We start from the raw sequence: 26444 nt of genomic DNA, 5'->3' as shown, positions 1-26444 counted from the left end.
GGCGGGTTCGCGAGCAATAACGTTGGCGTCCCCCTCGCTCCTACAGGGAAGAAGGTTTGCGCAGGACGGCGTAGACCACCCGATAGGTCGCCGGCAGCCCCTCGGTCTGGCGGAAGCGCTCGTAGGCGGCGATCAGCGCGCGCACCCGCTCGCGCCCGGTGAGGCCGTCGGGCCGGCCGGGATTGAGGTTGTGCGCGCCGAGTGCCTTGAGCTCATGGGTCAGGCTGCGCAGGTCGGGGAAATGCAGGACGCGATCCTCGGTACGCAGCTCCAGCAGATCCAGGCCGCTATCGGCGCAAAGCCGTTGATACTGCTCGAAGGCGCGGAAGCGGTTCACGTGGACGAAACCGTCCACCGCCTCCCAGCTCTGCCGCAACTCGCCCAGGGTGCCGATGCACAGGCTGCTGAAGGCCAGCACGCCACCGGGGCGCAGCACTCGGCGCGCTTCTGCGAGCACCGCCGGAAGATCGGCGCACCACTGCAGGGCCAGGCTGGAGAACAGCAGATCAGCCGCGCCGTCGCGCAGCGGCAGGCACTCGGCGTCTCCGCCGACAAAGTGGTGCGCGCCGCCCTGCTCGCGGGCGTGGCGCAGCATGCCCTCGGCGATGTCGACGGACAGCCCCTGCGCCTGTGGATAACGCGCCGCCAGGGCGCGGGTGAAATAACCGGTACCGCTCCCCAGGTCGATCCAGCGCTGCGGCACGCCCTCGGCTGGCAAAGACTCCAGCAGACGGTTGCCGACGGCACGCTGCAGTTCGGCTACCGCGTCGTAGGTCGATGCGGCGCGGGAGAAGGAAGCGGCCACCTGGCGTTTGTCGGGCAAGCCGGTACTACTGCAATCAGGCATCGTCGCCCTCGTGGATGAAACGCAGGATGGCGCCGGCCACTTCGTCCGGCTGCTCCAGTGGCAGCCCGTGGCTGGTTCCGGGCAGCAGGTTGACCTCGACATCCGGCAGCCATTCCAGCAAGGCATCCGCGGCGCTCGTCGGGACCAGCGCATCGTTGGCAGCGAACAGGTGCAACTGCGGTCCGGGATAGCGGCCCAATGCGGCGCGGGTATCCAGTTGCCCCAGCAGTTGCAGGCCGGCGGTGAGCCCTTCGACATTCATCTGCGGCAGCGCCACCTGCAGCTGGCGAGCGAGGGTGCGAGCGTCGCGGGCTCCCTGGCTGACCAGCATCGTGAAGCGCTTGCGCACCAGGTGCGGCTCCAGCAGGAAGGCTTCGAAGAAGTCCTCGAACACCTCATTGGCCATCGCCTCCGGCCAGTCCTCGCGGCGGCGGAAGCAGAGGTTGCTGGCCAGCGTGATCAGGCCGCGGCAGGACTCGCCCCGGCGCGCAGCCAGTTCGGCGCCGAGCATGCCGCCCAGCGACCAGCCGGCGATCCAGGCGTCGTGGGCGACGTTATCGTCCAGCTCGTCGAGCCACACGTTCGGGTCGGCGTCGTCGGGCAGCGGCTCGATCTGTACGTTCAAATGTGGCGCCTGCTCCCGCAGCGCATCGCGCAACGGTTCCAGCGGCGCGCCGCCCAGGCCCCAGCCCGGCAGCAGGATCAGTTGGTCACGCATCATCGCCCTCCTCGGCATCGATCTCTGCCAGAAGGCTAGACGACACGCGCTGCCAGCTTTCGGCCAGCGCCACCAGCAGGCGGTCGACCTGTGCCTCGGTGTGCGAGGCGGACAGGGTCACGCGCAGGCGCGCGGTGCCGGCGGGTACGGTAGGCGGGCGGATCGCCCCGACCAGAATGCCGCGCTGGCGCAACTCCGCGGACAACGCCATGGCCTGGGCGCTGCCGCCGATGAGAATCGGCTGGATCGGCGTCGGGCTGTCCATCAGGCGCAGGCCGATGGCCGTGGCGCCAGTGCGGAAACGCGCGATCAGCGCATTCAGGTGATCACGGCGCCAGCTCTCGGCGCGCAGCAGTTCCAGGCTTTTCAGCGTGGCGCAGGCCACGGCGGGCGGCTGGCTGGTGGTGTAGATGTAGGGGCGGGCGAACTGGATCAGCGTCTCGATCAGTTCCTCGCTACCGGCGACGAAGGCGCCGGCGGTGCCGAAGGCCTTGCCGAGGGTGCCGACCAGTACAGGCACGTCCTCCATGCTCAAGCCGAAGTGTTCGACGATACCGCCGCCCGTCGCGCCCAGCGGGCCGAAGCCGTGGGCGTCGTCGACCATCACCCAGGCATTCTGCTGGCGAGCCGTCGCGCAAAGGCTGGGCAGGTCGGCCAGGTCGCCGTCCATGCTGAACACGCCGTCGGTAACGACCAGCGTGTTGCCTTCGGCCTTCTCCAGGCGCGAGGCGAGGCTGGCGGCATCGTTGTGCAGATAGCGCGAAAAGCGCGCACCGGAAAGCAATCCGGCATCCAGCAGCGAGGCGTGGTTGAGGCGGTCCTCCAGCACGCTGTCGCCCTTGCCGACGAGCGCGGTGACGGTGCCCAGGTTGGCCATGTAGCCGGTAGAAAACAGCAGCGCGCGCGGGCGACCGGTGAACTCGGCGAGTGCCAGCTCCAGTTCGTGGTGCGGGCCGCAGTGACCGTTGACCAGGTGCGAGGCGCCACCACCAACGCCCCAGCGTTCGGCGCCGGCGCGCAGCGCGGCAATCACCTCGGGGTGATTGGCCAGCCCCAGGTAATCGTTGGAACAGAAGGCCAGCATCGGCTGACCGTCAATGACCACCTCCGGGCCCTGCGGCGATTCCAGCAGCGGGCGGCGGCGGTAGAGGTCCTCCGCATGGCGCTGGGCCAGGCGGGCGGCGAGATCGAAAGGCATACGCAACCCCTTAGCTGCAATTCAGGCTTCCGGCTGAAGGCCGAGCCCGTAGGAGCGAGCTTGCTCGCTCCTACGAAAAGCAGGTCAGGCCGAAGCCGCGTTATAGAACAGCTGGGAGTCGCGTTGTTCCACCAGCGCCTGCTCGATGGCAGCCTGGTGCACCTCGTCGGCGTGCTCCTCGCGCTCCTCGGGCTTGATGCCCAGTCGCGCGAACAGCTGCATGTCCTTCTCGGCCTGCGGGTTGGTGGTGGTCAGCAACTTCTCGCCGTAGAAGATCGAGTTGGCGCCGGCCATGAACGCCAGGGCCTGCATCTGCTCGTTCATCTGCTCGCGGCCGGCGGACAGGCGCACGTGGGATTTCGGCATCATGATCCGGGCGACTGCCAGGGTGCGGATGAAGTCGAACGGATCGACGTCCTTCTCCTCGGCCAGCGGGGTGCCCTTGACCTTCACCAGCATGTTGATCGGCACCGATTCCGGGTGCTCGGGCAGGTTGGCCAGCTGGATCAGCAGGCCGGCGCGGTCGTCCACCGACTCGCCCATGCCGAGGATGCCGCCGGAGCAGATCTTCATCCCCGCCTCACGTACGTACGCCAGGGTTTGCAGGCGCTCGCTGTAGGTGCGGGTAGTGATGATGTTGCCGTAGAACTCCGGCGAGGTATCGAGGTTGTGGTTGTAGTAGTCCAGGCCCGCTTCGGCCAGGGACTGGGTCTGTTCCTGGGTCAGCTTGCCCAGGGTCATGCAGGTTTCCAGGCCGAGCTTTTTCACGCCCTTCACCATTTCCAGCACGTAGGGCATGTCCTTGGCGGACGGGTGCTTCCAGGCGGCGCCCATGCAGAAGCGGGTCGAGCCGATGGCCTTGGCCTCGGCAGCGGCCTGCAGCACCTTCTGCACTTCCATCAGCTTTTCCTTGTCCAGGCCGGTGTTGTAGTGGCCGGACTGCGGGCAATACTTGCAGTCCTCCGGGCAGGCACCGGTCTTGATCGACAGCAGCGTGGAAACTTGCACGCGATTCGGATCGAAATGCGCGCGGTGCATGGTCTGTGCCTGGAACAGCAGGTCGTTGAACGGCTGTTCGAACAGGGCGCGGACTTCGGCAAGGGTCCAATCGTGGCGGGTTACTTGGGCTGCGGTGGCACTCATCGGCAAAGTCCTTCGACGCTTGGGGGGCGCGCCTCTTGTCTAAGGTGCCCCGGCGGCGCACCACCGGGGAAATCAGGCTCAAGGCATCATATGTGGAGCTGTGACGCTGTCAACCACTCTCACGACACAGGTCGACAAGTGATCACTTATTGATCATAAGCAAACAGCCGGTGGCTGCTGCTTCTGAACCGATCCGGCCATTTGCCGCTCCAACCAGACAGCACACTCAGGAGTCATTACCCAGATGGGAACAGAAGGATTCTTCGACGGCCTTGGCCAGATGGCCGGCAAGGCCATCCGCTTCATCGTCGATCTGCTGTCGGGCGTACTCGGCGGCCTCTGGCGCGCCATGGACGACTTCTTCCACGGCCTGGCACGCGCTGTGGGAATCGACGTCTCGATCTTCAGCTTCGTCCTGCTCTTTATCGGCCTGCTGCTGCTCTACAGTGGCATCCGCGCCTTCCTGCGGCGCTCGATCTTCGGCGGGCTGATCTGGACGGTGCTGGGCCTGGTGGTCCTGAGCTGGCTGATCCACTGACGGCGCCGCCCTGCGGAGGGCGGAATGCGATTGTTTCACTGGCGCCCCGTCTGGTGGCGCCCACGCGTGCAATGCCTGCTTTGCGCTGGAACGGCGGAACAGGCGGTGCTGCCGCTGTGCGCCGGTTGTGACGACGACCTGCCCTGGCTCGCCGGCCACTGCGTGATCTGCGCGCTGCCCCTGCCGACCCTCGATCTCGCCTGCGGCCAATGCCTGCGTCGAGCACCCGCTTTCCAGAAAGTGGAAACGCCGTTGCGCTACGGCTTCCCCGTCGATGCGCTGATTACCCGCTTCAAGCACCAGGCCAACGCCCCGCTGGGTCGACTGCTCGGCCAGCTACTGGCGCGCCATCTGCTGCACGTCTTCGACGAGGGGCTGGCGCGACCGGAGCGGCTGATCCCCGTTCCCCTCTCCCGTCGGCGTGAGCGCCAGCGCGGCTTCAACCAGGCCGCCCTGCTGGCCGACTGGATCGCTGGGCCGCTCGGCGTGCCGGTGGATAACCGCCTGGTGCTGCGCGCGCAGGACACCCCGGCACAGCAAGGCCTCGATGCCGCCACCCGCAAGCGCAACCTGCGCAATGCCTTCGTCCTGGCCGACGGAGCCATGGTCGATGGCCTGCACCTGGCGCTGGTGGATGACGTGCTGACCACCGGCGCCACCGCCGAACGCATCGCCCGCCTGCTGCGTCGCGCGGGAGCCAGGCGGGTGGATGTCTACTGCCTGGCGCGCACGCCGGCCCCGGAATAGACGACCGTTCAGCCACATTCCTGGCAGCTGCCCCTTGCGTTTTGCCCGCCAGCAACGGAGCCTCCCTGCATACCAATAAGTACCCGCGGAACCATGACCACCCTCAGCCTGTTGACCCAACACGTTACCCGTCGCCCGCAGCGCATCGCCCTGCTGGCGCAGATCGCCCAGCTCGGTTCGATCACCCACGCCGCCAAGGCCGCCGGGATGAGCTACAAGACCGCCTGGGACGCCATCGACGAACTGAACAACCTCTCCGACCGCCCGCTGGTGGAACGCAGCGTCGGCGGCAAGGGCGGCGGCGGTGCACGCCTGACGGTCGAAGGCGAGCGCCTGCTGGCGCTCTACCAGCGCCTGGAAGCGCTGCGCGAACACATCGTCGAGCACGTCGAACACCAGGCCGACCTGGAACTGATCGGCCGCCTGATGATGCGCACCAGCGCGCGCAACCAGTTGCACGGGCACGTTTGCGCGGTGGAGGCGTCCGGGCTGAATGACCTGATCAGCATCGAGCTGCCCGGCGGCTCGCGCATTCAGGCGCGGGTCACCCGCGAAAGCACCGAGAAGCTGGAACTGGCCGACGGCATTCCGGTGGTCGCCCTGATGAAGGCCGGCTGGCTCTATGTCGACCTCCCGCACATCCCTTGCCCGGAAGGGCTGAACGCCCTGGCAGGGCACATCGACGACATCCGCGAAGCCGACGACGGGCCCAGCGAAGTGCGCATCCAGTTGCCCAGCGGGCAGATGCTCTGCGCCCTGACCGACCCGGAGCGCATCGAGATCCTCGGCCTGAAAGTTGGCTCGCCGGTGCGCGCACAGTTCTCCCCGGCCCAGGTGATCCTCGGCACACCGCTGTAGCCTCCCAGGCACATGAGATTCCCTGCCTCATATCAACCCCCGCGACGACGCGCCGCGCTCCAATAGCAGCCAGAGTCCCGCTCATGCCGGGCGGGACCCCGGCCACCCGGAGCTCCCACCATGCGCCGCCCGTTACTGCTTCTCGCCCTCCTGTTCCTGCCCTTTGCCAGCCACGCCGGCCCCGACGTGCTGCGTGTTGGCGCCAGTACCGAGCTGATGCCGATACTGGAACCGCTGGTGGACCAGTACCAGATCCAAACCCGCAACAAGGTCCTGCTGATCGGCGGCAACGAGGATGAACTCGCCGAACAGGCCCGCCAGGGCACGCCCTACGACCTGCTGCTGACGCCGCTGCACAACACGGCCAAGCAGTCCCAAGCAGTCACGTGCAAAGCCCGTTCGATGCAGAAACTCACCCTGGTGAAAGGCGAGCGCCGTGCACTGGCTACGGACTTCGTCGACTACCTGAGCAAGCACTGCGCCGACCACTGAGGCGACTTCCCACCCATTGACGGTGGACTGGGTACACTAGGCAGCTTTACCACTGCCGGATCGTCGCCATGTCTCATCCTTTTTCCGACCTCACGCCCGATCTGGTACTGGATGCAGTGGAAAGCATCGGTTTTCTCAGCGATGCCCGTGTTCTTGCGCTCAACAGCTACGAGAACCGCGTCTACCAGGTGGGCATCGAGGACAGCGAGCCGCTGATCGCCAAGTTCTACCGCCCCGGGCGCTGGACCAGCGAAGCGATCCTCGAGGAGCACACCTTCTCCGCCGAACTGGCCGAGTGCGAAGTCCCGGTAGTGGCGCCGCTGGTGCATGAAGGGCAGACCCTTTTCGAGCACGCCGGCTTCCGCTTCACCCTGTTCCCCCGCCGTGGCGGCCGCGCGCCGGAGCCGGGCAACCTCGATCAGCTCTATCGCCTCGGCCAACTGCTCGGTCGCCTGCACGCCGTAGGTGCCAATCGCCCCTTCGAGCACCGCGAGGCACTGACGCCGCGGAACTTCGGGCACGAGTCCCTGGCCACCCTGCTGGACGGCAACTTCATCCCGAAAAGCCTGCTGCCGGCCTATGAATCCGTGGCCCGCGACCTGCTGAAAAAAGTCGATGACCTGTACGCCCGCGTGAAATACACCCCCATCCGCATGCATGGGGATTGCCACCCCGGCAACCTGCTGTGCCGCGACGACACCTTCCACGTCGTCGACCTCGACGACTGCCGCATGGGCCCGGCCGTGCAGGACCTGTGGATGATGCTCGCCGGCGAGCGCCACGAGCGCCTGGGGCAACTTTCCGAACTGGTCGACGGCTACCAGGAATTCCACGATTTCGACCCGCGCGAACTGCCGCTGATCGAAGGCCTGCGCTCCCTGCGCCTGATGCACTACAGCGCGTGGCTGGCGCGCCGCTGGGACGACCCGGCGTTCCCGCCGAGCTTCCCCTGGTTCGGCAGCGAGCGTTACTGGGGCGAGCAGGTACTGGTGCTGCGCGAGCAATTGGCGGCGCTGGATGAGGAACCGTTGCGGTTGTTCTGACTCTTACCGGCCCGGCGGCCGGATCGCGCACAGAGTCCCCTGCTACGCGGCGTCAGGCTTCGTATGAGCGGACTCCGTCCGCGATGGCTTCCCTTCACACATCCTCCCCGTAAAACCAACGTTACGCACAATCATCGGCGCCCTCGCCACTTCCACCACAGCGGCACAGACAAGCCCCGTGGCACGCCCTAGAATTGTGCAGCCACTCATTAGCTGCCTAACCAAGGATGTTCCATGGCCACCGCCAATCCCCGCCGGGGCTACGCCCTGGGCTTGACTGCCTATGTCATCTGGGGGCTCTTCCCGATCTACTTCAAGCTGCTCGAACGCATTCCCGCCCTGGAGATCATTACCCATCGCGCCATCTGGTCGGCGGTGTTCGGCGCGCTACTCCTGCTGGTGTGGAAGCATCCCGGCTGGTGGCGCGAACTGCGCGAGAATCCCAAGCGCATCGCCGTGCTCACCGCCAGCGGGCTGCTCATCGCCAGCAACTGGCTGGTCTACGTCTGGGCGGTGAACAACGGCCACATGATCGAGGCCAGCCTGGGTTACTACATCAACCCGCTGATCAACGTACTGCTGGGCCTGGTTATCCTGCGCGAACGCCTGCGCCCGCTGCAGTGGGTCGCGGTCGGCCTCGCCGCGCTGGGTGTGGCCCAACAGCTGTGGCAGCTGGGCAGCCTGCCCTGGGTATCACTCGCGCTGGCGCTGACCTTCGGCTTCTACGGGCTGATCCGCAAGCAGGCGCCGGTGGCCGCGCTGCCGGGGCTGGTGGTGGAGACCTGGATCCTGCTGCCGCTGGCGATCGGCTACCTCGTGCTGTTCGCCGAGGGCCCCAGTGCGCATCTCGATTTCTGGACCACCAAGGACGCCTTCTGGCTCGCCGCCGCCGGCCCGATCACCCTGGTGCCGCTGGTGTGCTTCAACGCCGCCGCACGCCACCTGCCCTACGCCACCCTTGGCTTCCTGCAGTACCTGGCGCCGACCCTGGTGCTGCTGCAGGCGATCCTGCTGTTCGGCGAGCACCTGGACACGACGCGCCTGATTTCCTTGTGCTGCATCTGGGCGGGGCTGGTCGTGTACAGCGTGGACATCTGGTATCGCCTCTCCCGCGGTGACTGATCATTAATTGATCCACCGCCTGCAAGCCACACCAGCTGTGGCTTGCAGGAAGTCACCCGCAGATTGTCCACAGCGCTATCCCGCGATTGCGGGGATAACGCTCGTTTCTTCCACAACCGACCCCGGCCCGCTCCTCTCACTGCCTATTTCCGCGGCAGCAGAATGCCGACCGATCAATATCTGATCAAATCCCTAGAATCCCCGCGTCGTCTGGCCTGCAAGAGCATTCCACCGGCTTTTCCACAGGCTGATCCCCGCTTCGTGTGGATGAGCGAACGCCGCCCGATCAGAAAGTGGACAACTCTCTGGACGTCAGAAGCGGCGCTATCTGCAGCGTTCCATGAACGGCTTCTCCACAGACTCTTCCAGTGGATTTGTGCACAGTGTCTGGAAGGTTCGAAGCGCTGCTTTCCCTGAGACGCTGCTGTACAAAAAGCAAGCAGCACCATCAACCCCCCGAAAACAGTGCACCGCAGACAGTTATCAACAGAATGCCCACGGCGCAATCCCCGCGATCTGTGCACAGCTTCAAGGCAGGAAGTGGATAAACAGATTGGCGCCAGGCCCAGATAAAATTGGCCCTCTGTCAATTCATCAACAGAGAGCCCACAGGTTTTTCCACAAGACGGAGGATCGGAGCAGAGCTGTTACTCCCCGCTGTGGAAATTCAGCTCCACCATCAGGTCGTCCGCCAGTTCTTCCAGCTTTCCTTGCAGGGTTTCCAGCGGCAAGGTCAGCGGCACGGCCAGCAAGGCCTCGGCGTGAAACAGCGGTTCGCTGCTCATGGGCGCCGGTAGCACCTCCGTGGTCAGGCTCTCCAGGTTCACGCCGTGTTCGGCCAGCAACTGGGTGATGTCGCGGACGATGCCGGGGCGGTCATTGCCCACCAGGTCGAGATGGATCGGTTTCCAGTTGCAGGCTGGCTCGATACCGCTCTCCGCCAGCAGCACGCGGATACCGTGCTCGCTGAGCTCCTGCAGGCCTTCGACCAGCTCGTCATAGCCCTCGGCGGGCACCGCCACGCGAAGGATTCCGGCGAACTGCCCAGCCATGCGCGACATGCGGCTTTCCAGCCAGTTGCCGCCGTGGGCGGCGATGCATTTGGCCACGCGCTCCACCAGGCCGGGCTGGTCCTGGGCGATGACGGTCAATACGAGGTGGTCCATGAGCAGTCTCCGCGAAGGGCTAGGCCGTGAGGTCCAGCCAATAGGTGTAGAACTTGTCGTCCCGCTTGTAGCCCAGGCGCTCATACAACGACTGGCCCGCGTGGTTGGTCTTCGCCGTCTCCAACATCAGGCCGCAGGCACCGGTGCTCTCGCCGTGGGCACGGGCGGCGTTCATCAGCGCTTCGCCATAACCGTCGCGACGCGCGGCAGGCAGCACGTAGAGGTCGCTGACCAGCCAGGATGCCTGCAACGCCAGGGAAGCGAAGAAGGGGTACAGCTGCACGAAGCCGACCGCCAGCCCATCGATGCTGCGCGCGATGAAGACCGTGGACTGCCCGCTGCCGATGCGCGCCTCAAGAAACTCGCGAATCTTTGCGTGGGGCGCAGGCACCTCGTAGAAATCGAGGTAGCCGGAAAACAGCAGAACCAGGTCATCCAGATCGGAGGGGGTGGCAAGCGTCACGGACATGCGGGATTCTCCAGAAGGGAAAAAGCAGTATAGGCTCGGCGAGGTTAGCCGGCTGCGACGGGCTGCCACAGGTACCCGAAGATGTTATGCGTGTACAGTTTTAAGATTTATCTGGAACAATCCAGAAGATTTTTGCGAACATATGACCTGCTACGTGACTGATATGCGTACTTTGGTCTAACCGCGACGCTAGCCCACTGATTTTTCCCACGGCATCATGTAGTATTCCGCGGCTCGGACTACAAGGCGTTTTGCCTGTGTCCAGAGCTGGTCCTGAGCAGAGTGAGGCAAGCAATGACTGAACGCGTTCAAGTCGGTGGCCTGCAGGTCGCCAAAGTCCTGTTCGACTTCGTAAACAACGAAGCCATTCCCGGCACCGGCATCGACGCCGGCAAGTTCTGGGCAGGTGTCGAAACCGTAATCAACGACCTGGCCCCCAAGAACAAGGCTCTGCTCGCCAAGCGCGACGAGATCCAGGCGAAGGTCGATGGCTGGCACCAGGCCCGCGCCGGCCAGCCGCATGACGCGGCCGCCTACAAGGCCTTCCTGCAGGAAATCGGTTACCTGCTGCCCGAGCCGGCCGACTTCCAGGCCAGCACCCAGAACGTCGACGAAGAAATCGCCCGCATGGCCGGCCCGCAGCTGGTCGTGCCGGTGATGAACGCGCGCTTCGCCCTGAACGCCGCGAACGCCCGCTGGGGCTCGCTGTACGATGCACTCTACGGCACCGACGCAATCAGCGAAGAGAACGGCGCCGAGAAGGGCAAGGGTTACAACAAGGTCCGTGGTGACAAGGTCATCGCCTTCGCCCGCGCCTTCCTCGACGAAGCCGCCGCGCTGGAATCCGGCTCCCACGTCGACGCCACCGCCTATGTCGTGAAGAACGGCGCACTGGCCGTGACCCTGAAGAATGGCAGCGAGACCGGCCTGAAGAACGCCGCTCAGTTCCTCGCCTTCCAGGGCGAAGCCGCCAAGCCGAAAGCCGTGCTGCTCAAGCACAACGGCCTGCACTTCGAAATCCAGATCGACCCGACCAGCCCGATCGGCCAGACCGATGCCGCTGGCGTGAAGGACGTCCTGATGGAGTCCGCGCTGACCACCATCATGGACTGCGAAGACTCCGTGGCCGCCGTCGATGCCGACGACAAGGTCGTGGTCTACCGCAACTGGCTGGGCCTGATGAAAGGCGACCTCGCCGAGCAGGTCTCCAAGGGCGGCAGCACCTTCACCCGCACCATGAACCCGGACCGCGTCTACACCAAGGCCGATGGTTCCGAGCTGAGCCTGCATGGCCGCTCCCTGCTGTTCGTGCGTAACGTTGGCCACCTGATGACCAACCCGGCGATCCTCGACGCCCAGGGCAACGAAGTGCCCGAAGGCATCCAGGACGGCCTGTTCACCAGCCTGATCGCCATTCACAACCTGAACGGCAGCGCCACCCGCAAGAACAGCCGCACCGGCAGCGTCTACATCGTCAAGCCGAAGATGCATGGCCCGGAAGAAGTCGCCTTCGCCGCCGAGATCTTCAGCCGCGTCGAGGACCTGCTGGGCCTGCCGCGCAACACGCTGAAAGTCGGCATCATGGACGAAGAGCGCCGCACCACCGTCAACCTCAAGGCCTGCATCAAGGCCGCCGCCGAGCGCGTGGTGTTCATCAACACCGGCTTCCTCGACCGCACCGGTGACGAGATCCACACCTCCATGGAAGCCGGCGCCATGGTGCGCAAGGGCGCCATGAAGACCGAAAAGTGGATCGGCTCCTACGAGAACAACAACGTCGACGTCGGCCTGGCTACCGGCCTGCAGGGCAAGGCCCAGATCGGCAAGGGCATGTGGGCCATGCCCGACCTGATGGCCGCCATGCTCGAGCAGAAGATCGCTCACCCGCTGGCTGGCGCCAACACCGCCTGGGTTCCGTCGCCGACCGCCGCCACCCTGCACGCGCTGCACTACCACAAGGTCGACGTGTTCGCCCGTCAGGCCGAACTGGCCAAGCGCGCACCGGCTTCGGTGGACGACATCCTGACCATTCCGCTCGCCCCGAACACCAACTGGAGCGCGGAAGAGATCAAGAACGAGCTGGACAACAACTCCCAGGGCATCCTCGGCTATGTAGTGCGCTGGATCGACCAGGGCGTTGGCTGCTCCAAAGTGCCGGACATCAACGACGTCGGCCTGATGGAAGACCGCGCCACCCTGCGCATCTCCAGCCAGCTGCTGGCCAACTGGCTGCGCCACGGCGTAGTGACCCAGGAGCAGGTGCTGGAAAGCCTCAAGCGCATGGCCTCGGTAGTGGATCGCCAGAACGCCGGTGACGCCCAGTACCGCCCGATGGCGCCGAACTTCGACGACAACGTGGCCTTCCAGGCCGCACTGGAACTGGTCATCGAAGGCACCCAGCAGCCCAACGGCTACACCGAGCCGGTCCTGCATCGCCGTCGTCGCGAGTTCAAAGCGAAGAACGGTCTGTAAGCGCTTCGCCTAGCGTTGAAAGAACCGCCCTCCGGGGCGGTTTTTTTATGGCTATCGGTTGGGATTGGCGCCGCTCCTACCCGATCGCAGACAGCACCCGCTCCTACGCACACGGATAGCTTCCGTGCAGGAGCGGACTCTGTCCGCGACTGTCCCAGGGCCACTTTGGAGCCCATGAGTAACGCCTGTGCACAATTATTGTGTACAAAATCCACAATCCACTTGTTTTCCACACAGGCAAGAGCTGACTCTCAAGTCAATGATTGCTATGGAAAATTATTTCACGCCCCCCTGGATACCTGGCAAAGCCGCACCAAATAAGGGCTCTGCTCGATTCGAAAGGAAGTGGAAAATCCACCGGAACTGCAAGGAGAACCAGGCTGGCACGGAATTGGCTTTTGCACACAAACCATAAAAAGCCGTGCATACAAAGCCGAGTAGCCCATGACCCGCAGTCCTACCCACCTGTCCGGCGTTACCCCCCTCCAATCTGTCGATAGCGCGGCCGCCGCCCGGCCGGCCGCGCCAACCCTGAGCCCGCGCCTGTACAGCGCCGACCTGGCACCGACCAAGGCCACCGGCCGCAGCTGGGGGCGCTACAGCCTGTTCGCGCTATGGACCAACGATGTGCACAACATCGCCAACTACTCGTTCGCCATCGGCCTGTTCGCGCTGGGCATGAGCGGCGCGCAGATCCTCGCTGCCTTCGCCCTCGGCGCGCTGGTGATCTACGGGCTGATGAACCTCTCCGGCTACATGGGCCAGAAGACTGGCCTGCCCTACCCGGTGATGTGCCGCATCAGTTTCGGCATCCACGGCGCCCAGGTGCCGGCACTGATCCGCGCAGTGATTGCCATCGCCTGGTTCGGCATCCAGACCTACCTCGCCTCGGTCGTGCTACGGGTGCTGCTCACCGCCATTGCACCGAGTCTAGCGGCCTACGACCAGAACTCGATCCTCGGCCTGTCGAGCCTCGGATGGATCACCTTCCTCGGCATCTGGTGCGTGCAACTGGTGATCTTCGCCTACGGCATGGAGATGGTGCGCCGCTACGAATCCTTCGCCGGCCCGATCATCCTCGTCGCCTTCGCCAGCCTCGCCGGCTGGATGTACTGGCGCGCCGGGCTATCGATTGCCTGGTCCAGCGGCAATCCGCCGACCGGCTCGACCATGTGGCTGAAGGTGTTGGGCGCCGCCGCACTGTGGGTCTCGCTGTACGGCACCATGATCCTCAACTTCTGCGACTTCACCCGCAATTGCCCGGACCGCCGCACCATCAGCGTCGGCAACTTCTGGGGCCTGCCGGTGAACATGCTGGGCTTCGCGCTGATCGCCGTGGTGCTGGCCGGCGCGCAGTTCAGCATCGACGGCAAGCTGGTGCAGAACCCCACCGAGATCGTCGCCGCCATCCCCAACACCTTCGGCCTCGTGCTGGCCTGCCTGGCCTTCCTGATCGTCACCGTGGCGGTGAACATCATGGCCAACTTCGTCGCCCCCGCGTACGTGCTGACCAATCTCGCGCCGAACCTGCTGAACTTCCGCCGCGCCGGCCTGCTCAGCGCCACCATCGCCGTACTGATCCTGCCGTGGCACCTGTACAACAGCCCGGCGGTGATCGTGTATTTCCTCGGCGGCCTGGGCGCTTTGCTCGGCCCGCTGTACGGGATCATGGTCACCGACTACTACCTGGTGCGCCGTGGCCGGGTCAACCTGCCGGAGCTCTACAGCGAAAGCCGCGAGGCGGCCTATCACTTCAGCGGCGGGGTCAACCTGTGCGCAGTGGCGGCCTTCGTCCCCGCCGCGCTGATCGCCATCGTCCTCGCGCTGGTGCCGGCGTTCGAAACGCTGTCGCATTTCTCCTGGTTCTTCGGCGCCGGGCTCGGCGCGCTGATCCACTTCGCCCTCGCCGACCGCAAGCGCAGCCATGTGGACGTCTGCGGCGAATCCATCGCGGTGGACGCTGCCCATCATTGAGGTTGTGGATAAACGACAAGGCCGCCTTCGGGCGGCCTTGTTCATTCAGCGAGCCTGCAGGAAGTCCAGCACCGCGCCTTCGAACTCGCGGGGAAACTCGATGTTCGACAAATGCACGGCCGGCAGCCTGAGCAGACGAGCGCCGGAGATCGCTTCGGCGATTAGCTCGCTGTGGCTGGCGGCGGTGACGGTGTCGAACTGGCCAGCGATCACCAGTGTGGGCAGGCGGACGTCCCGCAAGGCGGTGCGCAGATCGGTTTCCTGCACGGCGGCGAAGGAACCGGCCAGCCCGTGTCGGTTGGTCGCCAGCAGCGTCGCGCGGAACGGTTCCACCTCCGGGCGCTCTTGCGCCAGCCAGGTCGCCGGGAACCAGTTGCCGAGGAAGGTCGCGGCGGTGCCCCGCATATCGTTCGCCTCCAACACTTCGGCAATGCGCGCATCCCACTGGTCCCGCGGTCCCAGCCAGGCAGAGGTATTCGCCAGCACCAGTCGCTCGATACGCTGCGGCGCATTCAGCGCCAACCATTGCCCGACGAAGCCACCGAGCGACAAGCCGAGAAAATGCGCACGTTGCACGCCCAGTGCATCCAGCAATTCGATGACGTCTTCGCCCAGCCGCGCCAGCGAGTACGGCCCCGGCGGCACGCTGGAAGCGCCATGGCCGCGAGCGTCGTAACGCAGCACGCGGAAGTGCTCGCTCAGCGCGGCAATCTGGCCGTCCCACATGTGCATGTCGGTGCCGATGGAGTTGGACAGAACCAGCAGCGGCAGGCCATCGGCGCCATCCAGGCGGTAGGCGATACGCGCGTTGTCGCGGGTCGTCAGGTAATGCAGCGGACTCATGGGAGCATCTCCGTCGGTAAAGGTGCAGACGAAGGTAGTTGCCGCGGCATTCCGAAGAAATTACAAAGAGCTGACCAAGACTGTCAGGAAAGCTGACATGCACGATTTCACCCTGCACGACCTGCAATGCTTCGATGCCGTAGCCACGGCGGGCGGCTTCCAGGCGGCGGCGCAGCACCTGCACCGTTCGCACCCGGCGGTGTTCGCCGCCGTCGCCCGGCTGGAGCGGCAGCTCGGTCTAGTGCTGCTGGATCGCAGCGGCTACCGCGTCACCTTGACCGTCTCCGGCCAATCCTTCCATCGCCGCGCCCAGGGCTTGCTGCGCGAGCTGGGCAGCCTGCGCGACCACGCCACGCACCTGGCCGCCGGAGAGGAAAGCGAACTGCGCGTGGTGCTCGGCGACTTCTGCCCGCGCCCTGCCCTGCTGGAGCGATTGGCGCGTTTCTTCGCCGGTGAACCGCAGACGCGCCTGCAGCTGTACTTCGAAAGCGTCAGCGGCCCGCTGGAGCGGCTACTGGATGATGAAGCGGACCTGATCCTGCACCGCGTCGACAAGGCCGATCCGCGCCTGGAATGGCTGGACCTGGGCGCCGTGGATTTCATCCCGGTCATCGCCCCGGCGCTCCTGCCGGAAATGAAGAGCCCCGGCCCGGAACACCTGCGCCCGCTCACCCAGTGCGTCATGCGCGACAGCGCCCGGCACTCACCGCCAGTGGAGTTCTTCACACTGGATGGCGCGCCGCAATGCAGCGTGCCGGACCAGGCGATGAAGAAAGAGCTGGTGCTTTACGGCCTGGCCTGGGGGCACCTGCCGCGTCACCTGATAGAAGAGGAGCTCGCCGATGGCCGCCTGCGCGATCTGAGCGGAGCACAGCTGCCCGGCCGCCGCGAGGAACTGGTCGCCGCGCGCCGCCGCGACCGTGCCCACGGCCCGGTCGCGCAACGGCTCTGGAGCTTCCTGCAGGCGAGCTGATCAGCTGCGACTCATCGGTCCGCGCACTGGCTGCTCGCGCAGGTGGCTGACCTCGCTGACCGGCGCGCCCGCTGCGATCAGCGCCTCGCGCTGCTGCAGGATCGGCGTGCGGGCGATGGCGCGCTCTAATAAGTGGAGTTTTTCGAATGCCGGCAGGGCGAAGGCCGCTTCCAGCATCGCCGCCAGTTTTGGCCAGCGCTGGGCGTCGAGCTGGTAGCGGGCGAACTGCGCGTTGCGCATGAAGCAGGCAACACTGATGTCAGCGATGGACAGCTCGCCGAACAGCCAGCCGGTCGCCGGCAACTGTGCTTCCAGGTAGTCGAAGATCGACGGCAGATCCTGCTGATAGGTCTTTTCCAGCACCGCCGCGTCCGGTTCGCGGCCCCAGACGCCACGGCCGATCACCAGTTGGTCGAACAGCTGCCAGATCACCACCTGGCCCATGCGGCTGTCGGCGAACTCCTCGATCCAGCGCGCGCAGGCGCGGTCGGCGACATCCGCCGGGTACAGCGCGGGCTGTGGATAACGTTCCTCGAGGTACTGGCAGATCACCGAGGAGTCGTTGAGCACCAGCTCGCCATCCACCAGCACCGGCACCTGGCGCAGCGGGCTGAGGCGCTCGAATTCGGCGTTGCCGTAAAAGGGCACGACGGAATCGATGCGGTAGTCCACGCCCTTCATCTCCAGCAGGACCAGCGCTTTGCGCACATAGGGGGACAGGTAGGAGCCGATGATGAGTACGGGGTCGGACATGGCTGTTTTTCTTATAGGAATGGGCGCCCGATTGTAGATCGTGCCGCGAACGGCAGACAAAAGCCGACGGGCGCCAATTGCGCGCGTGACTGCACTTTGCGATCATTTGCGAATAGTTATCGTTTTTGAACTTGATCCCATTCGGGTCATTGGGGGAGTAGCTTGTCGGCCATCCAGATGGGTAGCGGCGAACTCGTTGGCGCCTTGTATCGCGATCACCGCGACTGGCTGACTGCCTGGCTGAACCGCAGCCTGGGCTGTCCGCAGCGCGCCGAAGACCTGAGCCAGGACACCTTCGTCCGCGTGCTTGGCCGTCGCGAGCTGCCTTCCCTGCGCGAACCGCGCGCCTTCCTGGTCACCGTCGCCAAGGGCCTGCTGGTGGATCACTGGCGCCGCGTGGCGCTGGAGCAAGCCTACCTCGAAGAGCTGAAGTTCCTGCCCGAAGCCGTGCAGCCCTCGGCCGAGGACCACTGCCTGATCCTCGCCGACCTGCGCGAGATCGACCGTCTGCTGGGCAAGCTGTCCACCCGCGCGCGCAGCGCCTTCCTGCTCAACCGCCTGGATGGCCTGGGCCACGCCGAGATCGCCGAGCAGCTGGGCGTTTCCGTGCCGCGGGTACGCCAGTACATCGCCCAGGGCCTGCGCCAGTGCTACATCGCCCTGTACGGCGAGCCGACGTGAAGGGACCGGTTTCCCTGCAGGTGCTGGACGAGGCGATCAGCTGGCAGCTGCGCCTGGGCTCCGGTGAATCGCGCCCGGACGATGAGGCCGCCTTCGCTCGCTGGCACTCCGCCCACAGCGAACATGCCCGCGCCTGGAGCCAGTTGGGCATGCTCGACCGCAGCCTGGCCGGCGCCGCCCCCAAGGCCGCACGCAATGCCTTGCTGCGCTCGCCCGGCGAGTCGCGGCGCAAGGTCCGCCGGCTGGCCGGCACCGGGCTGTCGCTGCTGCTGGTCGGCGCGCTCGCGCTGGGCGTCGGCAATCGCTATACACCGGTACGCTACGTCTTCTCCGACCTGGTAACCGCCACCGGCGAGCAGCGCGAACTGCGCCTGCCAGACAACACCCTGCTCAAGCTCAACAGCCGCACCGCCGTCGACGTGCGCTTCGACGCCCAGCAGCGCCGCATCGTGCTGCTCAGCGGCGAGATCCTGGTAGAGACCGCCCACGGCGACAGCCGCCCCTTCATCGTCGAAACCGACGAGGGCCGCCTGCGTGCCCTCGGCACGCGTTTCCTGGTGGAGCGCGACGAAGGCGACAGCACCTTGCTCAGCGTCCTGCAGTCCGCCGTGGCCGCGCGCCCCGAACAACTGCCGGACGAGCGCGTGATCAACCAGGGCCAGCAGGTGCGCTTGCGCGCCGATGGCTTCGGCAGCGTGGAGGCCAACAGCGCCACCGCCGATGCCTGGACCCACGGCATGCTGGTGGTGGACAACGTGCGCCTGGGCGAGCTGATCGACCAACTGGCTCGCTACAGCCCCGGCTACCTGGCGGTGGACCCGGCGCTGGCGGACCTGCGCATCACCGGCAGCTTCCCGCTGAAGAACATCGACCTGGCGCTCGGCTCGCTGGAGCCGACGCTGCCGGTGCGTATCGAGAAGCACGGCCCCTGGTGGTCGCGCGTGGTACCGCGCGGCTGAAGGTTCTTGTGCAGGAGCGGGCTTGCTCGCGAACGGATTCCCCCCGGTTACCACGGCATCAAGGGGTTCGCGAGCAAGCTCGCTCCTGCGAAAAGCCATCCGGAAAAATATTTTTCACCCAGACCTATCACTTTTTGATTCTCGTCCGGCAAGGAGGCATCGAGAAACGTTTCATTCAGGAGTCGTTTTCAATGCGCCGCCCGTTCGAGCTTTCGCTTCGCCCCTGCCTGCTGGCCACCGCCATTCTGCTGGCAACCTCCTCGGCCCTCGCCGCCGACGCCGTGCGTGATTACCAACTGCCCGCCGGCCCGCTGGCCAGCACCCTCAACCGCATCGCCGCAGAAGGTGGCCTGAGCCTGAGCCTCGACCCGGCGCTGGCCCAGGGCCGCAGCGCGCATGCCGTGCAGGGCCGCTTCGATGCCGCCAGCGCACTGCGCCAGGCGCTGCAGGGCACCGGCCTGGAGCTGGTGGAAAGCGAATCGGGCAGCTACAGCCTGCGCCCGGCGCCGAGCGACACCCTGTCGATGTCCGCCACCACCGTCAGCGGCACCCAGGAAGACCCGGACGGCCCGGCCGTGGGCTACCTGGCCACCCGCACCCGCGCCGGCACCAAGACCGACACCCCGCTGCTGGAAGCCCCGCGCTCCATCTCCGTCGCCACCCGCGAGCAGATGCAGGACCGCAACGTGCAGAGCCTGGACGACGCGGTGCGCTACATGCCCGGCGTGATCGCCAGCAGCTACGGCAACGACACCCGCGCCGAATGGCTGAAGGTACGCGGCTTCGAGCCGACCCAGTTCCTCGACGGCCTGCCGCTGCCCAAGGGCTCCTACGTGATGCCCAAGCTGGAAACCTGGGACCTGGAACGCGTCGCACTGCTACGCGGCCCGGCTTCCTCGCTGTACGGCCAGACCCCGCCCGGCGGCCTGCTGGACATGACCAGCCGCCGTCCGGAAGCTGAAAGCAGCCATGAAGTGCAGTTGCAGGTCGGCAGCTATGAGCACAAGCAGATTTCCTTCGACAGCACCGGCAAGGTCGACGACGCCGGCAACCTGCTGTACCGCGTCAGCGGTGTCGTGCGCGACAGCAACACGCAGATCGAGCACGTCGACAACAAGCGCTACAACATCGCGCCGAGCCTGACCTGGAACTTCGACGAAGACACCAAGCTGACCTTCCTCTCGCAGTTCAACCGCGACGATACCGGCATCACCAGCCAGTTCCTGCCGCTGCAGGGCACCAAGCTGTCCACCCCGGCGGGCGAGGTGAAGTACCACAAGAACCTGGGCGACCCCGAGTGGGAGTTCTACGACAAGACCTACTACGCCCTGGGTTATGCGTTCGAGCACCGCATCAACGACGTCTGGCAGTTCCGCCAGAACCTGCGCTACACCAAGAGCGACCTGTCGTTCCAGGGCATCACCGCTGGCGGCAGCGCAACCTCGGTCAGCGACGACGGCACCCTGGCCCGTGGCGCCAACGTGGTGGATGAAGACATCAGCCAGTTTGCCATCGACAACAACCTGCAGGCGGACTTCTCCACCGGCCCGCTCAAGCACACCGTGCTGCTGGGCCTGGATCACCAGCGCGCCAACACCAACTACAAATGGCTGTATGGCGCGGCGCCGACCAGCAACATCAGCAAGCCGATCTATGGCCAGGACTTCAGCAACGTCGCCTTCACCGCGTACAACGATTACAACCAGAAGATGCGCGACACCGGCCTCTACGCGCAGGACCAGATCGCCCTCGACAACTGGCGCCTGACCCTCGGTGGTCGCCAGGACTGGGCCCACACCGGCTCGAAGTTCTACAACGCCGGCGGCGCCACCGATACCCGTCGCGACAGCCAGTTCAGCGGCAACGCGGCGCTCAGCTACCTGTTCGAGAATGGCGTGGCGCCCTACGTGTCCTATGCCGAGTCGTTCCAGACCGAAGCGGGCGGCGCCGCTGGCGCGGCCTTCGAGCCGAGCACCGGCAAGCAGTACGAGCTGGGCGTGAAGTACCAGCCGGTGGGCACCGACCTGATGCTCAGCGCGGCCGTCTACGACCTGACCCGCAAGAACATCGTCCTTACCGGCAGCGACTTCATCAGCCGCCCGGTGGGCGAAGCACAAGTGCGTGGCTTCGAGCTGGAGGCCGTAGGCAACGTCACCGAGAACCTCAAGGTGACCGCCGCCTACACCTACGCCAACAGCAAGATGACCAAGGTCGCCAACCCGCTGGACAAGAACCGCCCGCTGCCGCTCACCCCGGAAAACCAGGCCTCGCTGTGGGCCGACTACACCTGGCATGACGGCCTGCTCGACGGCTTCGGCCTGGGCTTCGGCACCCGCTACGTCGGCGAGACCCACAACATCGCCATCGGCAGCATGGGCTACGTGCGCGACAAGTCGGACGGCGACACCGGCTCCTACACCGTCTACGACGCCGCGGTGCACTACGACCTCGGCCGTCTGGACAACAGCCTCAACGGCCTGAACGTCGCGCTGAATGCCAACAACGTATTCGACAAGGAATACATCTCCACCTGCGACGGCTTCTACTGCTACTACGGCGACCGCCGCAACGTGGTGGCCAGCGTCAACTACAAGTTCTGACGCCTCCACGAAGCCGCGGGCACTCGTAGGGCGCATAACACGCAAGCGCTATTCGCCGGGCAAAAGCCGGCGGATAACCTGTTCCAGGTTACTCGCCCTAGGATCCTGCGCACTGAAAGCCCCGCTCCGAAAGAGCGGGGCTTTTTGCTTTCTACGCAATGCCATCCTCGGAATTGTCGGGGCCTCAGCCGCGCACAACTCCCCACACCACACTCGCATCGTCGTGGATCTTCAGGCGTGGATAGTCCAACGCCTGGCCATCGGCGCTTTCCAGCGCGCGCAATTCGTCGATCAGCGCTTCGACGCCACGTTCAGGCAGCGCCGCGAACAGCGAATCCAGGTCGTAGCGACGGAAATCCAGTAACCGGTCGAATCCATCGGTCACCAGCATGAACGCCTTCAATCCTGAAGGATCGAGCACCCGGCGCTGCACATGCGCAATCCAGCACTCGCTCGGATCGAGGCACCAATACCCCTGCGGAGTGTTCGCCAGCGCCCGGTTGCGCCGCACCCACTCGCGGCTGGCCTGCCACAACTGTGCGTGGGACCAATCCGGATTTGCCTCGCGCAGCGCCAGCAGGCGCTGCACCGACTGGCGGTCGATCTCTTCCAGCGGCGTGTCGCCGAAGCTCTCCACATGCCCGTCATCCCATGCCAGGTGGATGCAGGTGTCGCAGAGGTTGAGCAGCTCCAGCGAGCCATCGCCCAGCACCCGCAGCAGGCTCAGGCAAGCGGTGGGCAGGTTCAGATCAAGGCTCACGGCCACGCCGGAATCGCGCTGGAAATCCGCAGCGATGCCCGCCTGCAATTGTGCCAGCAGGTCTTGAGTCGGCCTGTACGGCTGCTCCTCCAGCAGGCGCTGAAGATGGGCATTGGCGCTCTGCGCCAGCCAGCGCGCGTCGCTCTCGCCGCCGACCAGCCCCTGCCCGAGGCTGGTCGCGCCATCCAGCACCCAGGCCGCCTGCGCGGTGTAGCCGATGGCATCGTCGTTCACCGGCGAGCCCTGGCGGCACGCCGCTCCCAATACGGAAATCGTCGTCACAACCGCTCTCCTTCGTTTCGTCGGCCACACTGACCGGCGTACAGTCTCACCACCTTCCGGACTCTACCAAGGAGAGCCCCATGCTTCGCGTTCTGCCGCTGATTCTCGCCGGCCTGTTGCTGGCCACCGGCGCCCACGCCACGCAAGTGAAGTACTTCGACCTGCCCAAGGGTTCCGGCCCGCACGACGTGGCGCCCACCGAGGACGGCAAGGTCTGGTACACCGCGCAGAAGCTCGGCGTGCTCGGCCGGCTCGATCCGCAGACCGGGCAGAGCGAGCAGATCAGCCTCGGCAAGGGCTCCAGCCCCCACGGCGTGATCGCCGACGCCAACGGCGACGCCTGGATCACCGACAGTGGCCTCAACGCCATCGTCCACGTGGACGCACAGCGTCTGGGCGTGGAAGTCATCCCGCTGCCCAGGGAAGCGCCCAACGCCAATCTCAACACTGCGGTATTCGATGACGACGGCGTGCTGTGGTTCACCGGGCAGAATGGCTTCTACGGTCGGCTCGACCCGGACAGCCGCGACCTGAAGGTCTGGCCGGCGCCGCGCGGCAAGGGCCCCTACGGCATCGCCGTGACTCCGGATGGAGGCGTCTGGTACGCGTCCCTCGCGGGCAACTACATCGGCCAGGTCGACGATATCGCCGATAACGCCACCACGTTCGACGCACCCGGCAACGACAGCGGCCCGCGTCGCCTGTGGGCCGACTCCGTGGGGCGGCTATGGATCAGCGAGTGGAACGCCGGAAGCCTGGCGCGCTTCGACCCCAGCGACAACCAGTGGAAAACCTGGAAGCTGCCGGGCGATCATCCGCAGCCCTATGCGGTCTACGTCGATGCCATGGACCAGGTCTGGCTGAGCGATTTCGCCGCCAATGCCCTGCTGCGCTTCGATCCGCAGAGCGAGAAATTCACGGCCTACCCGAGCGACCACGAACACGCCAACGTGCGCCAGCTGCTCGGCCGGCCCGGCGAGGTGTGGGGCGCCGAATCCGGCACTGATCGCCTGGTCGTCCTACAAGATTGAACCCACCGAGGAGTCGTTGATGAGTACCCGTCCCGTCCTGTTCCACGCCGCCGCTTCGCCCTTCGTGCGCAAGGTCATGGTCCTGCTGCACGAGACCGGCCAGGCCGACTCCGTGGAGCTGTACGCCGCCGTCCACACACCCATCGCGCCGGATGCCAGCGTGCTGCAGGACAATCCCGCCGGGAAGATTCCCGCCCTGCGCCTGGCCGACGGCCAGACCCTACATGACAGCCGGGTGATCCTCGAATACCTCGACCAGCAGCACGCCGGCGAGCCGCTGATTCCCCGCGACGGCGCGGCACGCTGGCGCCGCCTGACCCTCGCCTCATTGGCCGACGCGGTACTGGATGCCGCCGTGCTGATTCGCTACGAAACCGCCATGCGCCCCCAGGAGAAACACTGGGACAAATGGCTCGACAACCAACAGCTGAAGATCGTCCGTACCCTCGCCTATTTCGACGGCCCGGCCCACCCCGAGCTGGCCGAGCGCTTCGACATTGCCGCGATCGGCGTCGCCTGCGCGCTGGGCTACCTGGACTTCCGCCAGCCGCACTGGGACTGGCGCGCGGACTATCCGCAATTGGCGAAGTGGTTCGCCGAGGTCAGCCAGCGGCCGTCGATGCAGGCGACCGTGCCGGCCTGACTGACGATGGGCATCGCTGCACGCCCCCCATCCTAGGGTACGCAGCTCAGAGAGCGGGCCGGCATGCTCCAGACCTGCCAGCCCGCACCGCCCAGCCCCCTCTCCCCTCGGGAGAGGGTCGGGGTGAGGGGAAGCCGGCTGCGCCAGGCCTTCATCATCGGCTGGCTGTGCCGCACCACCCGCCGCTGAAAACGCTCATCACGCATCGCCCTCCGCCCCATCCCCTGCTCGAACAACCCGGCGATACGCCGCGCCAGCCGTCGCCCCACCTCGTGCTCCTCGCGCAGCCCGGCCCACGCACTCATGACGGCTGCTCCTGGCGGCCGAAGCGATAGATCGGCAGCGCCAGCAGCAGGCCGAGCTGGGCGACTCCCACACACATCTCCAGGAAGGAGCGCACATGGGGATTGTTCGCCGCATCCTCGACGCCGGTGAGCAACTCCCACCAATCGCCCGGCAGCAGCAGGGCGATGTGGGCCAGCGGTTTGCCGCTGGCCACCAGCAGGGCGATCCAGTCGAAGCGGCCGATGAGCATCAGCACTGGCAGGCACAGACCACTGATCAGCAGGCCGGCGAACAGGCACAGGGAAAAGCGCATCACGTTGGTCATCACGACTCTCCTCAGCGCTGTACGCGCACATCGTCCAGGGAAAATTCCAGGTCATCGCCACGGGGCTTGCCGATGCCATACCAGTCCAGCCGGCGAGTCAGCACCATCACGCCACCGAGCACACCGAACAGCAGCAGCGAGCCCATCAGCAAGGCGTAGTCTTCGGCGCTGAGCAGCGCGTAGAGCATCCCGTAGAGCCCGGCGAGCCCCAGGCTGAAACCGGCGCCGCGCCACAGGCTGTGCAACACGTGGCAGAGGTAGAAACCGATCAGCCCGACACAGGCGCCAGCGGACAACAGGTAGGCCAGCTCGAAGCCGAGATGCTCGGAGAGCGACAGCAGGAGCAGGTAGAACAGCGCCAGCGCCATGCCCACCAGCGCGTACTGGATCGGGTGCACCGACAGGCGCTTGAGTACTTCGAAGAGGAAGAAGCCGGCGAAGGTGAGGACGATGAACAGCAGCGCGTACTTCACCGCGCGGTCGGTCTTCAGGTACTGGTCCACCGGGTCCACCAGCGCCACGCCGAAGCGATGCTCACCGAACTGGCTGCACTCGGCGGTGCTGGCGCGGGAGATATCCGGATCGTCCGCACCGACCGCCCGAGCCACGTCGACCTGGGCCGGCGCGGTGCATGCACGCAGTTGATCCTCCAGGTTGGTGGCGAAGAAACTGGTGCGCCAGCGTGCGCTGAAACCCTGGTTGCTGACGCTGCGCTCGGTGGGCAGGAACTCGCCGCCGAAGCTGGGATGCGGCCAGTCCGAGACCAGCTTGACCTGGCTGTCGCGGCCCACCGGGGTGATGTCCAGGCGGCTGCTGCCCAGCAGCGACAGCTCGAAGGAATAGTCGAAGCGCTGCTCGCGGTCGCTGGCCTTGAACGGCAGCACGGCATGCACGCCGTTGCCGAGGAACTGGCTCTGGGTGCCGGGCTGGAAGTCGCGCAGCTCGTCGCCGACCTTCAGCTTCGGCGCGTTCTCGATGCCGCGCACATCGCTGATGCCCACCGCCAGCAACGGGTCGTCGAAACGGTAACTGCCCAGGTCGCTGGTGATGCCGTAGTTGGCCGGCAGGACGAAGCTGCCGCTGACCTGGCTGTCGGCATGGAACAGGCGCGCCTCGTAGATGCCGCGATGGCGCAGTTCGGTGCGCATCTGCCCATCGAGACTGAAGACTTCCGGCAGGAAGTACAGCCGCCCGCGCACCTCGCGCTCCTGCAATACGCGCTGCTGGCTGGCCTTGTCCAGGCGCCAGGCGCGAATGGTGCGGGTGTAGGGCACGACCACCAGCGGGCCGGTGAGCTGCTGGCTGTAGCTGGCGCTGCGGGCGATGTCCTGCAGGACCTCGTCGCGGTAGTTCTGACGCTCGTCGACCAGACCGTCGATCATCAGCAGGGGTATCAGCAGGAGGACGATCAACAGCGCGATGGCGCCGAGCTTGATGCCGAGTTGGCGGTTCATCGAAGGCTTTCTCCGTGGGTGGACGACGGAGAGAGCTTGGGGTTCGCGCGTGGTGGCGCTCGGGGCGG

26 protein-coding genes are annotated in these 26444 nt (G+C 65.7%); 14 read left to right on the top strand and 12 right to left on the bottom strand.

The annotated features are described in order from the left end of the window. Nucleotides 1-40: 40 nt before the first annotated feature. The 4 genes from bioC to bioB all read right to left on the bottom strand — a co-directional run bounded on the left by bioC (nucleotide 41) and on the right by bioB (nucleotide 3906). A complete protein-coding gene (gene bioC, locus PNI01S_RS23345; RefSeq protein ID WP_084359368.1) occupies nucleotides 41-847 on the bottom strand; it encodes a malonyl-ACP O-methyltransferase BioC in 807 nt (268 codons plus the stop codon). Next, nucleotides 840-1565 (bottom strand): alpha/beta fold hydrolase, encoded by a 726-nt coding sequence (locus tag PNI01S_RS23340; protein ID WP_084359366.1) that lies wholly within the window; start codon nucleotides 1563-1565, stop codon nucleotides 840-842. The genes bioC and PNI01S_RS23340 overlap by 8 nt, the downstream gene beginning before the upstream one ends. Continuing rightward, nucleotides 1558-2763: an 8-amino-7-oxononanoate synthase gene (bioF, locus tag PNI01S_RS23335; RefSeq protein WP_084359364.1), complete on the bottom strand. Its 1206-nt coding sequence runs from the start codon at nucleotides 2761-2763 to the stop codon at nucleotides 1558-1560. Before bioF ends, PNI01S_RS23340 begins: the two co-directional genes overlap by 8 nt. Before the next feature lie 84 nt (nucleotides 2764-2847). Beyond that, nucleotides 2848-3906: a biotin synthase BioB gene (bioB, locus tag PNI01S_RS23330; protein WP_054907998.1), complete on the bottom strand. Its 1059-nt coding sequence runs from the start codon at nucleotides 3904-3906 to the stop codon at nucleotides 2848-2850. A gap of 244 nt (nucleotides 3907-4150) precedes the next feature. Here bioB and PNI01S_RS23325 point away from each other — a divergent pair, with 244 nt between their 5' ends. The 6 genes from PNI01S_RS23325 (at nucleotide 4151) to rarD (ending at nucleotide 8706) form a co-directional block, all read left to right on the top strand. Then, a complete protein-coding gene (locus tag PNI01S_RS23325; RefSeq protein ID WP_024763634.1) occupies nucleotides 4151-4444 on the top strand; it encodes a hypothetical protein in 294 nt (97 codons plus the stop codon). Between the two features lie 24 nt (nucleotides 4445-4468). After that, nucleotides 4469-5191, top strand: coding sequence for a ComFC family protein (locus PNI01S_RS23320; RefSeq protein ID WP_084359362.1), 723 nt, complete (start codon nucleotides 4469-4471; stop codon nucleotides 5189-5191). 93 nt (nucleotides 5192-5284) lie between these two features. Continuing rightward, nucleotides 5285-6049: a TOBE domain-containing protein gene (locus PNI01S_RS23315; RefSeq protein ID WP_038803504.1), complete on the top strand. Its 765-nt coding sequence runs from the start codon at nucleotides 5285-5287 to the stop codon at nucleotides 6047-6049. 120 nt (nucleotides 6050-6169) lie between these two features. Further along, the gene (locus PNI01S_RS23310; protein ID WP_024763636.1) at nucleotides 6170-6541 is read left to right on the top strand and encodes a substrate-binding domain-containing protein; all 372 of its coding nucleotides are present in this window, start codon (nucleotides 6170-6172) and stop codon (nucleotides 6539-6541) included. Between the two features lie 68 nt (nucleotides 6542-6609). Beyond that, nucleotides 6610-7584, top strand: coding sequence for a serine/threonine protein kinase (locus PNI01S_RS23305; RefSeq protein ID WP_037015763.1), 975 nt, complete (start codon nucleotides 6610-6612; stop codon nucleotides 7582-7584). Between the two features lie 234 nt (nucleotides 7585-7818). Further along, on the top strand, nucleotides 7819-8706 hold the full coding sequence (rarD, locus tag PNI01S_RS23300; RefSeq protein WP_024763638.1) for an EamA family transporter RarD: 888 nt from the start codon (nucleotides 7819-7821) through the stop codon (nucleotides 8704-8706). 647 nt (nucleotides 8707-9353) lie between these two features. Here rarD and PNI01S_RS23295 read toward each other — a convergent pair. Next, nucleotides 9354-9872, bottom strand: coding sequence for a glycine cleavage system transcriptional repressor (locus PNI01S_RS23295; RefSeq protein WP_024763639.1), 519 nt, complete (start codon nucleotides 9870-9872; stop codon nucleotides 9354-9356). 19 nt (nucleotides 9873-9891) lie between these two features. After that, nucleotides 9892-10341, bottom strand: coding sequence for a GNAT family N-acetyltransferase (locus PNI01S_RS23290; protein ID WP_038803503.1), 450 nt, complete (start codon nucleotides 10339-10341; stop codon nucleotides 9892-9894). A gap of 294 nt (nucleotides 10342-10635) precedes the next feature. Here PNI01S_RS23290 and PNI01S_RS23285 point away from each other — a divergent pair, with 294 nt between their 5' ends. Then, nucleotides 10636-12813 (top strand): malate synthase G, encoded by a 2178-nt coding sequence (locus tag PNI01S_RS23285; protein WP_084359360.1) that lies wholly within the window; start codon nucleotides 10636-10638, stop codon nucleotides 12811-12813. Nucleotides 12814-13257: 444 nt separating this feature from the next. Next, complete coding sequence (locus PNI01S_RS23280) at nucleotides 13258-14787, top strand: NCS1 family nucleobase:cation symporter-1 (RefSeq protein WP_084359358.1); 1530 nt, start codon at nucleotides 13258-13260, stop codon at nucleotides 14785-14787. 45 nt (nucleotides 14788-14832) lie between these two features. On the opposite strand, the gene pcaD is transcribed toward PNI01S_RS23280, so the two are convergent. Next, nucleotides 14833-15630 carry a 3-oxoadipate enol-lactonase gene (gene pcaD, locus PNI01S_RS23275; RefSeq protein WP_084359356.1) on the bottom strand — a complete coding sequence of 266 codons (798 nt, stop codon included), beginning with the start codon at nucleotides 15628-15630 and terminating at the stop codon, nucleotides 14833-14835. Nucleotides 15631-15727: 97 nt separating this feature from the next. On the opposite strand from pcaD, the gene PNI01S_RS23270 reads away from it, so the two are divergent. Continuing rightward, the gene (locus PNI01S_RS23270) at nucleotides 15728-16603 is read left to right on the top strand and encodes a LysR family transcriptional regulator (protein ID WP_084359354.1); all 876 of its coding nucleotides are present in this window, start codon (nucleotides 15728-15730) and stop codon (nucleotides 16601-16603) included. On the opposite strand, the gene PNI01S_RS23265 is transcribed toward PNI01S_RS23270, so the two are convergent. Further along, the gene (locus PNI01S_RS23265) at nucleotides 16604-17356 is read right to left on the bottom strand and encodes a glutathione S-transferase family protein (RefSeq protein WP_084359352.1); all 753 of its coding nucleotides are present in this window, start codon (nucleotides 17354-17356) and stop codon (nucleotides 16604-16606) included. It lies immediately after the preceding gene. Between the two features lie 177 nt (nucleotides 17357-17533). Here PNI01S_RS23265 and PNI01S_RS23260 point away from each other — a divergent pair, with 177 nt between their 5' ends. The 3 genes from PNI01S_RS23260 (at nucleotide 17534) to PNI01S_RS23250 (ending at nucleotide 21596) form a co-directional block, all read left to right on the top strand. Further along, nucleotides 17534-18037 (top strand): RNA polymerase sigma factor, encoded by a 504-nt coding sequence (locus PNI01S_RS23260; protein WP_420902314.1) that lies wholly within the window; start codon nucleotides 17534-17536, stop codon nucleotides 18035-18037. Continuing rightward, nucleotides 18034-18996 carry a FecR domain-containing protein gene (locus PNI01S_RS23255; RefSeq protein WP_084359348.1) on the top strand — a complete coding sequence of 321 codons (963 nt, stop codon included), beginning with the start codon at nucleotides 18034-18036 and terminating at the stop codon, nucleotides 18994-18996. Before PNI01S_RS23260 ends, PNI01S_RS23255 begins: the two co-directional genes overlap by 4 nt. 191 nt (nucleotides 18997-19187) lie before the next feature. Then, on the top strand, nucleotides 19188-21596 hold the full coding sequence (locus tag PNI01S_RS23250; RefSeq protein WP_084359346.1) for a TonB-dependent siderophore receptor: 2409 nt from the start codon (nucleotides 19188-19190) through the stop codon (nucleotides 21594-21596). A gap of 184 nt (nucleotides 21597-21780) precedes the next feature. Here PNI01S_RS23250 and PNI01S_RS23245 read toward each other — a convergent pair whose 3' ends face one another. Further along, nucleotides 21781-22638, bottom strand: coding sequence for a protein phosphatase 2C domain-containing protein (locus PNI01S_RS23245; RefSeq protein ID WP_084359344.1), 858 nt, complete (start codon nucleotides 22636-22638; stop codon nucleotides 21781-21783). An 80-nt stretch (nucleotides 22639-22718) separates the two neighbouring features. Here PNI01S_RS23245 and PNI01S_RS23240 point away from each other — a divergent pair, with 80 nt between their 5' ends. Then, on the top strand, nucleotides 22719-23669 hold the full coding sequence (locus tag PNI01S_RS23240; RefSeq protein ID WP_084359342.1) for a Vgb family protein: 951 nt from the start codon (nucleotides 22719-22721) through the stop codon (nucleotides 23667-23669). Nucleotides 23670-23688: 19 nt separating this feature from the next. Then, nucleotides 23689-24312, top strand: coding sequence for a glutathione S-transferase (locus PNI01S_RS23235; RefSeq protein WP_084359340.1), 624 nt, complete (start codon nucleotides 23689-23691; stop codon nucleotides 24310-24312). Between the two features lie 32 nt (nucleotides 24313-24344). Here PNI01S_RS23235 and PNI01S_RS23230 read toward each other — a convergent pair whose 3' ends face one another. Genes PNI01S_RS23230 through creD form a run of 3 tightly spaced genes read right to left on the bottom strand, consistent with a single transcriptional unit; the run spans nucleotide 24345 to nucleotide 26376 of the window. After that, nucleotides 24345-24617, bottom strand: a complete 273-nt coding sequence (locus PNI01S_RS23230) for a hypothetical protein (protein ID WP_037013383.1) — start codon at nucleotides 24615-24617, stop codon at nucleotides 24345-24347. Next, nucleotides 24614-24922 (bottom strand): hypothetical protein, encoded by a 309-nt coding sequence (locus tag PNI01S_RS23225; RefSeq protein WP_024766526.1) that lies wholly within the window; start codon nucleotides 24920-24922, stop codon nucleotides 24614-24616. The genes PNI01S_RS23230 and PNI01S_RS23225 overlap by 4 nt, the downstream gene beginning before the upstream one ends. A gap of 11 nt (nucleotides 24923-24933) precedes the next feature. Next, nucleotides 24934-26376, bottom strand: coding sequence for a cell envelope integrity protein CreD (creD, locus tag PNI01S_RS23220; protein WP_084359338.1), 1443 nt, complete (start codon nucleotides 26374-26376; stop codon nucleotides 24934-24936). Between the last annotated feature and the right edge of the window lie 68 nt (nucleotides 26377-26444).

The organism is Pseudomonas nitroreducens NBRC 12694 (genome assembly GCF_002091755.1).
Lineage (GTDB): Bacteria > Pseudomonadota > Gammaproteobacteria > Pseudomonadales > Pseudomonadaceae > Pseudomonas > Pseudomonas nitroreducens.
This window is presented reverse-complemented; position numbering and strand designations above follow the sequence as displayed.